Annotated in this window: 13 protein-coding genes; 2 read left to right on the top strand and 11 right to left on the bottom strand. The window is 65.5% G+C overall.

Going from position 1 to position 11,730, the window contains the following annotated elements; genetic code table 11:
• Positions 1-171, top strand: a complete 171-nt coding sequence (locus tag BKA18_RS27990) for a hypothetical protein (RefSeq protein ID WP_366046544.1) — start codon at positions 1-3, stop codon at positions 169-171.
• Positions 172-808: 637 nt separating this feature from the next.
• Here the strand turns inward: BKA18_RS27990 and BKA18_RS27985 are convergent.
• The 5 genes from BKA18_RS27985 to BKA18_RS27965 all read right to left on the bottom strand — a co-directional run bounded on the left by BKA18_RS27985 (position 809) and on the right by BKA18_RS27965 (position 5,133).
• Positions 809-2,263 carry a hypothetical protein gene (locus tag BKA18_RS27985; protein WP_366046543.1) on the bottom strand — a complete coding sequence of 485 codons (1,455 nt, stop codon included), beginning with the start codon at positions 2,261-2,263 and terminating at the stop codon, positions 809-811.
• Positions 2,260-2,862 carry a hypothetical protein gene (locus BKA18_RS27980; protein ID WP_366046542.1) on the bottom strand — a complete coding sequence of 201 codons (603 nt, stop codon included), beginning with the start codon at positions 2,860-2,862 and terminating at the stop codon, positions 2,260-2,262. The genes BKA18_RS27985 and BKA18_RS27980 overlap by 4 nt, the downstream gene beginning before the upstream one ends.
• A 148-nt stretch (positions 2,863-3,010) precedes the next feature.
• Positions 3,011-3,997 (bottom strand): tyrosine-type recombinase/integrase, encoded by a 987-nt coding sequence (locus BKA18_RS27975; protein ID WP_366046541.1) that lies wholly within the window; start codon positions 3,995-3,997, stop codon positions 3,011-3,013.
• A gap of 162 nt (positions 3,998-4,159) precedes the next feature.
• Positions 4,160-4,366, bottom strand: a complete 207-nt coding sequence (locus BKA18_RS27970; RefSeq protein ID WP_366046540.1) for a helix-turn-helix domain-containing protein — start codon at positions 4,364-4,366, stop codon at positions 4,160-4,162.
• Positions 4,367-4,611: 245 nt separating this feature from the next.
• Positions 4,612-5,133, bottom strand: a complete 522-nt coding sequence (locus BKA18_RS27965; RefSeq protein WP_366046539.1) for a site-specific integrase — start codon at positions 5,131-5,133, stop codon at positions 4,612-4,614.
• 1,046 nt (positions 5,134-6,179) lie between these two features.
• Between BKA18_RS27965 and BKA18_RS27960 the strand changes: the two genes are divergently transcribed.
• Complete coding sequence (locus tag BKA18_RS27960; protein ID WP_366046538.1) at positions 6,180-6,428, top strand: hypothetical protein; 249 nt, start codon at positions 6,180-6,182, stop codon at positions 6,426-6,428.
• Positions 6,429-6,477: 49 nt separating this feature from the next.
• Here the strand turns inward: BKA18_RS27960 and BKA18_RS27955 are convergent, their stop codons facing one another.
• From BKA18_RS27955 to BKA18_RS27930, 6 genes are all read right to left on the bottom strand, one after another.
• Positions 6,478-6,621 (bottom strand): hypothetical protein, encoded by a 144-nt coding sequence (locus tag BKA18_RS27955; protein WP_366046537.1) that lies wholly within the window; start codon positions 6,619-6,621, stop codon positions 6,478-6,480.
• 10 nt (positions 6,622-6,631) lie between these two features.
• Complete coding sequence (locus tag BKA18_RS27950) at positions 6,632-7,504, bottom strand: immunity 49 family protein (protein ID WP_366046536.1); 873 nt, start codon at positions 7,502-7,504, stop codon at positions 6,632-6,634.
• The gene (locus tag BKA18_RS27945; RefSeq protein WP_366046535.1) at positions 7,501-10,422 is read right to left on the bottom strand and encodes a hypothetical protein; all 2,922 of its coding nucleotides are present in this window, start codon (positions 10,420-10,422) and stop codon (positions 7,501-7,503) included. The genes BKA18_RS27950 and BKA18_RS27945 overlap by 4 nt, the downstream gene beginning before the upstream one ends.
• Complete coding sequence (locus BKA18_RS27940; protein WP_366046534.1) at positions 10,419-10,871, bottom strand: DUF6507 family protein; 453 nt, start codon at positions 10,869-10,871, stop codon at positions 10,419-10,421. Before BKA18_RS27940 ends, BKA18_RS27945 begins: the two co-directional genes overlap by 4 nt.
• A gap of 119 nt (positions 10,872-10,990) precedes the next feature.
• Entirely contained in the window at positions 10,991-11,302 is a 312-nt protein-coding gene (locus tag BKA18_RS27935) for a pore-forming ESAT-6 family protein (protein WP_093642528.1), read from the bottom strand.
• A 50-nt stretch (positions 11,303-11,352) separates the two neighbouring features.
• Complete coding sequence (locus BKA18_RS27930) at positions 11,353-11,685, bottom strand: hypothetical protein (RefSeq protein WP_366046533.1); 333 nt, start codon at positions 11,683-11,685, stop codon at positions 11,353-11,355.
• Positions 11,686-11,730: the final 45 nt, after the last annotated feature.

Genomic DNA, 11,730 nt, shown 5'->3' with positions numbered 1-11,730 from the left:
GTGAACATCGCCGTACTGCACCGACTTGCCCTCATCGAGACCGGTCCCCTACCGCCCTCGGCAGGCCGGGATGAACGGGCCATCGCACAGCCCCACGGCTACCCGCAGCGCCATGTCGACGGCGCCACCGAGGTCTCGCTGGCGCCGGATCGCAACACTTGGCGCCGGTGAAGCAGTAATCGCCGAGAGGCTCCGGAGACAGCCGGCGCGATCCGGACCAGGCACGGACCAACGCCCTCCCGACAGAGCCACAACCGCTGTTTCAGCAGGTCAACACCGCTATGAGAGCTGTACCACCAGCAGACGAAGAACCTGCTGGGCCCTGCACACACGTGCATGAGCCCGGCCGCTTGGCACCACGAAATTCCCGGCAACCTGCCACACCCGCGCAGCCAGCAGACCGCCTGACCAGCGACGGAATTTGCCTGACACCCCATCAGAACGAGCGTCATTTCAGCGTCAAGATATCGCCCGTGACGCCCACACCGCACCTCATACGCACGCGCAAAACCGCAGCTCAGGCGCCCTTCCCTGCCTTCTCCAACACCACAACACACTCCACATGATGCGTCATAGGAAACATGTTGCCCAGGACGCAGGCGGTAAAGCAGCAGGTCAGAGAGGCTTTCGGGTCCCGAATGAGGGCCACCGGGCGCCCGGAGCGTCAAATGAGCGTCACGGCCGTACGTCGGTTCGGCACGGGCAATCTGGCGTGTCATGGCTACCCGCAGTACGGCAGCACCTCCCCCGATACAGAGCCTCACGCGGTGGAGTCGTGACGGTGCGCCCACTGTGGACCCGCCGCGCGTCAGTCGGCGGGGGGCTCTGTCCCCGGCATGTCGTGATCGATTCCGGCATGCAGGGTGCGGCCGCCCGACGGGATCACCTCGACGAGGCGTTCCTCCTCCGCGTGGGATAGATCCGTGAAGAGTCGAATGGACGTGTTCACGAGCTCCAGTAGGGGGACGCTGCCGCGGGGCGGTTTTACCGAGGCGGTCCGGGTGGAGAAGTTGTACCTAACCGGTACGCCACTTGGCGGCAGGGCTGCTTCGAGTGTTTTGACCAGGGTCCCCGGTCCGAGGGATTCGCTGAGGTGGCGTAGTCGGTCCCCATGCAAGGCGCCTACCTCTCCTTCGTACGCCACCTTCCCGCCACCGTTGACCAGTGTGATGGCCTTGAGGCTGAGCCCTAGGAGCGGCAGACGATTGCCGACCTCGTCGAGGGCCGGCAGTTCGTACGCCGCCCGTGCCGCCGACGATGTCAGGTGGTCGACCTTCTGTGCGAGCGTGAGAACGAAGCCGGGCGCGTCGAAGCTGAGGACTCCCTCGCCCTTAGTCCAGTGCAGGGGGGCTGCGCCACGGCGAGCGGCGACGGAGGAGGGGGCTACGCCGCAAACCCGGGCGTTCCATGTGCTCAGCGCGGCTCGCATGAGGTGCTGGAGATTGTCGGTGGCGGTGATCCTGCCGTGCCGCAGCAGATCGGTCAGAGTGATCTCACGGGCGATACGGCTCCAGAAGGCCCCATCAGGGATCTCCTGGCCTTCGAGGAGGTAATCGAGCGACGACTCGTCCAGTTGCTGCGGATACCTGGGAGCGCGTTCGAGCGCAGCTACCGGTGCACCACTAGCGCGCCATAAGGTCCCCAGGAAGGTCGTCAGACGGCGCGCGATCGCTGGGGATAGCGTGTCCGAGGCGAAAGCAAGCGCGTCATCGGTCGCCTCACGCTCACCGCGGCGGGCTGCCTGCGCGCCGGTCGTCATGGCACGGGCCAGCTGGGACACGGAGCGCTCGTCAAGGAGGCCCTGGCCGCCTTCAATGACGGTGTTCGCGATCAGACGCCTCAACGCGGCGTCGGCCGACTCGCCAGCGGTCAGCTCCGCGAAAGCCGCCAGGTCCAAGACCAGGGTGTGGTGGTCGATCGCGAGCGAATCCAGGGCGCGGGCGTCGAAGGACGGGCGGAGGGCACCGAGCGCCAGAACAATGGGCCGGTCCTGGCGAGCAAGACGCCTGATGTCGAACCCGAGCTCGTCCGCGTCCGTCGTGCTGCGCAGGTAGACGTATCGGTCGCTGAGGTCGTCGTCGTGCGGCCATCGCATGACCAGGTCCGGCATGTGGGTGTGGTTGTAATATCCGGTGCGCCTGGACCGGATCTGCGGATTGATCTGCCGGAGGTGCTGTTCGAGGAGTCGTTTGATTTCGGCGAACGAGCGGTACGGGTCGTCCGCCTCGAGCGCCTCCGCGATCGACGATGCGACGGCGTTCACCACTCCCCCTTTAGGGTCAGCTCGTGCGCCAGGATGGCCCGCCACTCGGTGAGGGGCAGCAGGCCCTCCTGCTTCTCTGACAGGACGATGCGCCACACGCGCTCGGACACGCTCTGCACCGCGATCGCGTCGATCCTCTTCCTGGCCTCGTCCTCGGAGACGTCACCGAAGATGCGTTGCCGGTGGTGGACGACGGCGGACTCGATCCTTTGCGGCTCGTGTAGTTGCGACCAATTGTTCACATTGAAGGGGGCCCAGGTGATCCACATGTAGTGATCGCCGAAGAGGTATTTCTCCTGGTGCGCGACGTAGCACTTGGCGAGAAACTCGACGAAGTGAGTGCCTTGGTCCGCCGGCCCCTGATAGTGCTTGACCTCCGCGCAGAACTGGTCGCCATGGTACGGGGCACCCCTCATCGACCCGCCCAGGTCGAAGGAGAAGGTCTGTCCGCCCTCCGGCCAGGCGAGCGTCAGTTTCCTTGCCCAGGCGTCCGAGTCCGTGTTCGCGAAGGCCCCACAGATCCGCATCGTGCCCTCGAGGTAGAGCTTGGCTCTCTTCGCTCCCGAGATTCCCTTTAAGTGGGCGTCCTCTCCTACCACGGTGAGAGTCTAAGCGCTGCGGAGGGCTCGGCGAGCAGCACCGGGTTCCCCTCAAGGCCAACCGATCGACGGGAGCCTGTGATCCGAGCTCCAGCCTGCTCGTAAACGCCTTCGCCCCTGTCCGGCGCGGACAGGGGCGAAGGAACGTTCATGCAGCAACGGTGAGCGGGGCTTCCATCCGCTCCCAGGCTCCGAGGACGGCCTTGTGCGCGTCCGGCTGCAGGTGCGCATAGCGCTGGGTGGTCTGGAAGCTCTCGTGGCCAAGGAGGTGCTGGACCTCGTAGAGCGAGACTCCCTTCTGGACGAGCCACGACGCGCTTGTGTGGCGCATGGAGTGCGGCGGATAGTGCGGGACGACTTGCTGTTCGCCGTCGGTGTCGAAGAAGTAGGCGTTGTCGACAGCGGGCCACCAGGTCTGGCGTCGCCAGTTGCCGTCGTCGAGGCGGCGGCCGGCTCGCCCCTTAGTGATGGTGGTGAAGACCAGCGCGTCACGGTCGAGCCTGTGGATGTGGCGCTCGAGCGCCTCCAGGACGTGCGGCGGGAGCGGGACCTCCCGGCGGCTCTTGGAGCTCTTGGGGTACTCCTTGATGCCGCTCTTGGTGTTGACCTCCACCACGAACAGGCGCGAGCGGCGCTGGTCGATACGGTGGCGGTGCAGACCTGAAAGCTCACCCCAGCGCAGACCGGTGTAGAAGCCGAGCAGGCACATCGTCCGCCACACGGCGGGAAGTTCGTCCAGGATGCTCTGCGCCTGGTCGAGCGTGAACCACTGCGGCGGTTTGACCGCGATCTGAGGCAGGTCGATGCTGCGACACGGGCTCACCGCGATGACATCGTCGTCGACGGCCGCACGCATCACGGAGGACGTCAGGTTGTAGGCGCGCTTGATCGCGGCAGCCCCCGCGCCCTTCTCGATCAGCTCACGGATCCAGCTCTGGACATCCATGCGGGTGATGGCCCGCATCTCCCAGTCTGCCCAGTAGGGCAGAACATGGTTCTTGATGCTGTAGGCATCGCCGCGCAAGGTATGGGGCTCGACGACGCGACCTCTCCACCATCGGTCGTGCCACTCGCGGAACGGCATTTCGCCGGCCCTCGGGTCGCGCATACCGCCACGGGTGAACTGGGTCTCCATTTCGACCCCCCAGGCACGCGCCTGTGCCTTGAGGGGGAACGACTCACTGAACCGGTCTCCTGTCCGGTTGCGTACGGTCGCCTGCCACTTGCCAGACTTCAGCTTGCGCAGGTACGTGGGACTACTCCTTGTCCTAGGTGCTGGAAGGGTCGACAGTTCGGGTCAGCGGCGAGACATCGGCGCAGCGACCGCCCTGCTGCCAATGAACTCCTCCAGCGCGGCGGAGGGGACACGGACGCGGGAGCGCCCCGTGCCGGTGCGCAGGTCGACGACTGGCAGCTCCCCGGCGGCAATGAAGCGGTAGACGGTTCGGCGGTCGACGTCCAGCGCGGCGGCAACGGCGGGAATGGACAACAGGCGCGCAGGCATGGATGGATCCTTGACGGTGGGGTTGGGATAGGCGCCCGGCGAGTCATAAGCCAGGCCATCGGCGGTCCAGGACGAAGATCAATGAGCCCTGTCAGGGCACAGGGGCCGCGGCACAGAGAAAGTCCGCAAAGAAGGGATTGACCGCGTGTCGACAGCGTCGAGGTATGGACCGCTGATGCCCGAGATGGGCAATCTGGTAACAGCGGCGCTCTGGAACTATCAGCCAGAGCGCTGGGAGGGAACTACTACTTCAGCGCGTCCGGAAGCGCCATAACCTTGGGCAGGTGCCCCCGGTCGAGTTTGACATCCTGCAAGCGGAAGCAGTGCGGATAGCGCAACGCAAGCCAACTCGCTCTCAGGCCGGCCCACTCGGCAACGCCCAAGACAGGAACTCCCGCCTTAAGCCACACGTCCAGGCAGGAATCGCGAAGGATGGTCACGTGCTCCCCCAGTCCCGCTTCCAATTCGTCCGGTCGGAGAACCGCCTTGCGCGCCTGCCTCCACACCCGTCGGTACAGGGGAGACGGCAACCACCCGCCACGCGCGCCGGGAAAGAACAGATCTCGCGGCTTCAGTGTGGCGGTGCTGATCCAGTCCCGCAGGAGGCCGACGAGTTCAGGCGTGACAGGTACCTCACGGGCCGCACCGGAACGGACCAGCAACTCGCCGAACCCGTCTTCCGGAAGTGTCACGTCGTCCACCCGAAGTGCGAGGGCTTCACCAGGAAGCAAGGCCGCCGTCGCCATGGATGCCAGGAAGAGATACACGGCGCTGTGGACCCCGGTGTTTCCCGCACACAACCGAGCAGGGAACTGATCTGATTCGGTGAGAGCAGGGCTGATTCAACTATTGCATGCTGCGACAAGCTAGTCGACTCCTAACACGGGGCATCGGGACGACCGGGACATCCCCTGGCACATTCAATACTCTGCGGAATCGCCGGTTTGGCTAACCGGCGATCGTCGGCTATGTTCCGCTCGCGACCGGCCGGGATCTGCCCTCGGTCGCCGGCCACGACACCAGCCGGTAGGACCTCAAGTTCCCCGATGCCCTTCTGATCCACGACCAATAGCTCCGCCTCGCAAAGGTGCTGGAGCCTCGCAGCAACAACACGTTCCAGCCTGCCAACCTGCGCTGCGATCACACGGCTTACCGATCCGGGATTCCCGGCCACGTAGGCGAGGATGCGGCGATCGACTCGGTATGCCCGCTGCACCAGGTCCTCTCCGAAGAGACCCGCCGCGCAGACACAAAAACAGACGGCTGAGAAGCGTGCCCCGTAGTTGGATTGGCTGCGCACGGTCCACACGTTGAATGAGCCCAGGGTGAAGAGGACAGGAGCAGTCAGCCGAACAGATCCGAGCGCGTGCGTTGACAGAAGAGACTCCTCATCGGGTCACCCGGTGGGCCGCATACCAACCCCGTGCTTCCGCGGTGTTGTACGTTGACATAGCCCCGGAGAGGGTTCCAGTCTTTTGAGGGTATTTCTCGTCCGCCGTGGGCGAATTGCCGAGACGTAGAAGGAACGGCAACTGCATGCGAGTGACTTCTCCACTGCGGTGGAACCCGTGCACAGAGCTCGGAGGGCGCTGAACGTGTTACGGCTCGGTGTAGTGGCGAGCCACATCACCGAGCCGTATGTCTCATCCGCATTTGAGGAGCCCGCAACCCCTCGAATGCGGCGAGGATTGCCCATTCCCCTCGGCCGAGGCAGGTCAGCGGCAAGCCAGCTGCTTCGCCCCCCCGGCACCGCCGCGAGCCCCTGGCAGAGGCACCCTTCCAGGGCTGCAGCCCGCCACCCGGGAGCGGATGCTTGCGCTCGGTTGGGTATCCGCCCGAGGAGCGCTTCGAGAACTGCGTCGAATTGAAGCGTGCCGTACACGAAGAGGTCAGCCCGATCGGGGCGCAGGCTCAGGCTCTCTGCCGCGTTGATAAGCCCGGCGCCCAGCTCCAGGTAACCACACGGGGGGAACAGAACGGCATGGTGCGCTTTTCGTCCGTGATGCGTGCCTCGATCGACCCGTCGGCCGTGGCAGCGGCGAAGGCTGCCGTGCCGACCTGATCGCGGAGACCGTGGCCACCCAGGTCGGGAGTCGGTTACCCCGGGGGTCTTACAGAAGCGTCTCGTTCAGCGCCATGCCGAAGACGGCTGGCGACGTATCCAGGCTCCCGACGCTGTCTTTGAGCTCTTTGGCTAGGCGCTCGTCAGCCTCCTCGTCGACCGACGGGCTCCCGTGCCGCGCCACCGTCACCATGCCAGGTGCCTCATGTGGGGAACTCTCCGAGCCAACCGCGCTGCAGGAGGTGCTTGGGCAGGTACTCCGACTCGACCTCGATCGGGAGTTCCCCGTCGTAGGCGAGGCAGGCGATTGCGAGAGGGCCCAGCGCGATGCTGCCGTCGATGTCCGCTTCCCGGTCCTCGTTCAGAGTCCAGTACGTCTTGTGCAGCTTCAGCGCCTCCACCAAGGCCGGGCTGAAGCCTTCCTCGTCCTTGCGCACGAAGCGGTAGAAGAGGTTGATCGGCGGATAGAGCACGCCATCCAGCAGATCTCGCGGGGCGACCCGTGCCACTGCGGGATCCGACGCCTGGAATGTGGCGGTGAGCTTCTCCACCAGCCCCGGCCGCCGCAGCCAGTACGTCTGCAGGGTGTCCACCCAGTGGTAGATGTACTCGTCGTATTGCCCCTCAGGAGCACGCAGCCGCTCCAGCGGGATCTCGCACAACTGCGTCATCCGCCGCTGGTCACGGCAAATGACGGCCAGCCAGAACGCCGTCAGCCAGTTTCCCGCATCGGCAGTTGACAGCGGGCCGACGGCCGGAAGCGTCCGCACCTTCCGGTTGATGCGGCATTCGACAGACCCCTCGCTCACCCCCGTCACGGCAAACAACGCCGAGCCCAGCTGCATCGCATTGACCGCGGCCTCCCATGTCTCCAGCGCCGCCGCTCGCGGATCGACGACACAGCGAGCGCGCAACACCAGGAGTCCGGTGTCGAAATGGGAGTCGAGCAAGCTCGTGGCGCCGACGGAGTCCTCGAGACCGTCGATGCCCTCGGCCAAGTGTGCGCTCAGCCGCTCCGCGAACTGCTCGGCGTCAGGTCCCGCCGACAGGTGATGCCGGGAGATGTCTACGGTCACGGAAGAGTCCCCTTGCTGATATCGAACCGCCGATATTGAAGGCCAGTGTACCTTCCTGCGTTCCTCTCCCCCTTGACGACAACATATTCTAGCTTCCCGTCGGCTAGAGCCCTCTCCAGGTCTCTCACAACTCCGAATTCTCCGCGCTTTTTCATCATGCGGATGATGTCGAAGAAATATTCCCTGCTTCCCTGAGAGACCTTTCTACCGTTCGGGAGAGTGCGAGGGCCGAGATCCGTACCGGTACTACTCTTGGCTTCGATAACAACTACTCGACCGTCCTCGTGCTTCCACACCTGATCGAACTGGTCATTGCCGTTCTTTGGGCCGAGGAGGGTCTGCTTGTCGAAGTCCGGGTAGTGCTCAGCAATAAAGTGATGCTCGGCAGCCTTCTCGCCGAACTTCTCGGCTAGGTCCCCCATCTGAGTGTGGGACTCCTTGTAAGCCCCCTTGGCCTCGCCCCAGAGCCCTCCTGTTTCGAGAGTGCCGTGGGCTTCGTGCGCCTTCCCGGTCTCCCCCTTCCAGTTCTCGACGAGCTTGTCCCACTGAATGGCGAAATGGCGGTCCTGTGCGGCCTCGTGGAGAATCTTGAGTCTGGAAGCGCTCGTGACGGTATCCGCCCCTACAGGGATGTAATCGCCGTCGAGGAAATGCGGTTTGGGGGGCTCGGGAGCGTCCTTGGCACGGATCAACGGGCCGTCATCCGACAGCCGGGTCAGCTGAGGTGGAGTGAGCCCGCTCTCGTCCGTGAGTTCAAGGTTCTTCCGGTCGCCGAGGTGGTCGCCGCCCTTGTAGTAGTCCTTGAAGTACCCGGGTTCGTGGTTGGCACGGTAGACCTGGATCTCCTCGATCTGCTCCTGCGTGAGGCGCCCGCGCGGTCCGTAAGGGTTCGGGCCTTCCAGCATGAACTCGGGGCGCGGCACGGGCTGGTGCGGGGCCGGGGTGTCGCCGGCCTGATTGTCTCCGGCAGGCGTGGCCGCATCGTCGCCAGCATGGGCCGCGTCGTCGCCCGCGTTGTCCCCGATGCTCTCCCGGGCGCGGGCAGCGTCGTCGAGGGCATCCAGGCCCGGGGACGCCGGGTGACCAGAGCCCAGGATTCCGCTATTGGTGGTAGAGCCACCCGGGAGGCCGTTCTCGGCCGTCAAACCGCCAGGCAGGTCGCGGCCGGCGGAGCTGGTGGGCGGGATGCCCGTGTGGCCGCCGCCGGTCGTGGGCGTAGTGTCCGTGATCCGGCCGCCACCACCGGTCGGGTTGTTGTCCAGGTTGTTGGTGGGCATGTGGTTGCCAGCGCTGCCGCCGGGAGCACCGTGGTCGCCGGCGCGGCCCATGGGGGTGTTGTCGCCTGTTCTGGTGCTGCCGTGGCTTGCGTCGTCGAAGTGAGCCGGGTCGGAGATCTCCGAGCCGACGCGTGTGAAGTCGTCGCCCGATCCGCCGACGCTGGCCGGGACCCGCTGTTCCTGGTGGGCCGGGGTCTCGATTCGTGGGTTGTCCGCGCCTGTGGCGGGTGGGGCGGGCTTGTCGTTGGGGGCGTCCTCGGCGCGCTGGAAGAGGCTGCCGTCCTCGTTGTAGAGGTCGCCTCTGCCGCTCATGTACTTCCCGTTGGACGGGTCCTTCACCGTGTTCGGTGGGAAGGTGACGGTGTCCTTGGGCAGCTCGATTCTGCCGTCCGGGAGTTTGGTCGCCCCTTCCGGGATAGCGGCGTCCTTGGGTAGCTGGATCGTGCCGTCCGGCATCTCGACAGCGCCCTCGGGCAGGCTGTAGGCGCCATCGGAGATTTTTGGGGCCTCGACGTGGCCGAGGCCCTTGAGGTGGGCCATCATGTCGCCGACCTTCGACAGGCCGGCGCCTGCGCCCTTGATGACGTAGGTCATCGGGTCGACGGCGCTGCCCACCTTGCTGACGACGGACAGGCCCTTGGCTATCGCCCCAGCCTTGCCCACGCCCTGCACGGCGGCGCCGCCACCGCGGGTGAAGATGGCGGTCACGATGTTGAAGGTGACCGCGCCGGCGGCTCGGGAGCCGTTCGATTCCCACTGGTCCCAGGCCACAAGAGCCTTGCCCGTATCCAGCACCGCGGTACGCGAGTCCCGCAGCCAGGAGGGGAGCATCTTCCCCGGCGCCATCCAGTAGGCGACGTTCAAACCAGGCGTGGTGGTGATCGCCACAGCGGTGGAGAGCTTGGCCAGACCGGCCCACGCCTCGCCGGCAGCGTCCCCGCCGTGCCCGCCGAACAGGGTGTAAATGCCGTCGATGGTGCCCCCCACGCCGTCGACGATGAAGCCCTTGCCGAAGTCGTAGGCGTGCTCCCACACCTGCCACCAGGGAACGGATTCCTCGACCGCGTCGCCCCAGGGCAGGCTCTTGGATGCCTTGAGGGCCCCGGCGTCGTAGCCGTATCCCTTCTGGTGGGAGGCGTCGATTGTGTGGAGTGCCTTGCCGCCTACCAGCGCGACGATCTTGGCGTGGCAGTCGCGTTCGGCTTCCTGGAACGCCGCCCAGACCTCGGCGATCTTGTTGCGGCGATTGAGGTTCTCCTCGACAAGGTCGCCGTCCTCGCTCCAGTTGTCTTCGGCGGCCTCGTTATCGCGGAAATCGGCGGCTTCCTGCTTGAGCTGCTCCAGCCGGTGGATCAGTGGCCTGATCTCACGGGCGTAGGTGCCCAGAGCCCCGGCGATGACATGCATGTCGTCACTCAGGTCGTGCGCCGTGCGCTCCACCGGCTTGGTGACGCCGAACAGCTGCTCCGCCTCGGGCGCCTTGTAGAAGGCAGCCAGTCCACCGAAGGACTTGTGGACGTCCGAACCAGCGGTGTGGACCTTGGAGCCGCCGTGGGACAGCGCCTTCGTCTTGGCTTCCAGAACGTCCAGATCACCGGTGAAGACCGGTACATCGGCCGGGTCGACCGGTCCGCCGCTCACTTCTTCTTCCCCCTGAAGTCCTTGAGAGCATCCAGCCGCACGGTATGGGCGGCGTTCTGGGCGTTCTTGGCCGCCTCCAGATCGCCCTGGACGTACTCATTGGTGGCTTTGGCAGCCCCCAGAACGGCGGCCTGGCAGCGATCGGCCATTGCCTTCATGCGGGGCTTGCGCTTCGTTACGTACTCGACCAGCGCCGCGGCGACCGGACCCGTCGCCTTGTGCGGCAACAATTCGGGGGCCACGGGCCCCAACGGCTTGCCCGCCGGCGTCATCGGCCCGCGCATCGGCGTCATGGCGCTCGTGCCCGGCACAGCCGTACCCGCGGCCTGAGCCACTTCCTGTATGTCAGAGAGCAGCGTGTTGAGGACTTTCCCCAGATCTTCGGCATGCGTGCCGACGACCTTCAACTGGCCCTGCACTCCCTGCGGCTGGATGTCCCATGACGCCATGAACGCCCCCCTGCGTACATACTTCTTGCACCGCCGCCGCGCCCCGCGCGGCCCCACGGCCGGCAACCCGTCCGCGCACTCCGAAGGATCGCCTTATCTGTCGATGTGCTGAGGCCGGCTCAGCCGATGTTGTCGACGGCGGCCTTCGCGCGTGCGAGCGTCTGGTGCGCGGTGCCGTCGTTCTTCTCCAGCGTCGTCTTCAGCAGCTGGATGATGCTCCTGACCTCCTGTGAGGCGCGGTTCCAGCGCAGTTCCTTGCCGTGGTACTCCTCCGCGACACCATCCGCAGCGAAATCCGACATCGCCGCCTTCACCTGCGCATCACGCGCCGCGATCACCTGCTCCAGGCGCGCGATCACCGCCTGGATGTTGCCCTGCGCCTCCGCGGACGCACCCGAGTCGTACGAACGACGGTCCATGCCAGCAGCCATAAATAATCACTCCCCGTTGAGATCTGAGTACTTGCGCCGCAATCAGGCCGTCAGCGGCCCGAGAAGCGGGCCGCGTCGAAGTTCGCCGCCGACATCTGCGACCGGGCGTTGTCGGCCTGCTCCTGGTCGCCCGAGCCAAATGCCGACTCCATGCCCGACTGACCGCCCACAATCGCAGCCAGCGCACTGTTCAACTCCGCCGCGATCTCGTCCGCGTGCGACTTGAACGAGTCGAAGGCCGCCTTGCCCGATCCGTTGAACTTGCCCTCCAACGGCTGGGCTGCCTGGATGAGCTGGCGGATCAACGTTCCCAGTTCCGTGCTCGACCCCTGCGACTTCGACCTCAGGGTCGAGAGCGTCTGCGCCCCCATGTCGAACTTCATCGGGCTCCCCCTACCAGACTTGACGATCGTATGTACGGTCATGCC

The sequence above is a fragment of the Streptomyces auratus genome, from assembly GCF_050433025.1.
GTDB classification, from domain to species: Bacteria; Actinomycetota; Actinomycetes; order Streptomycetales; family Streptomycetaceae; genus Streptomyces; species Streptomyces sioyaensis.
The sequence above is the reverse complement of the archived record's forward strand: the minus strand, read 5'-3'. Positions and strand labels throughout refer to the sequence as shown.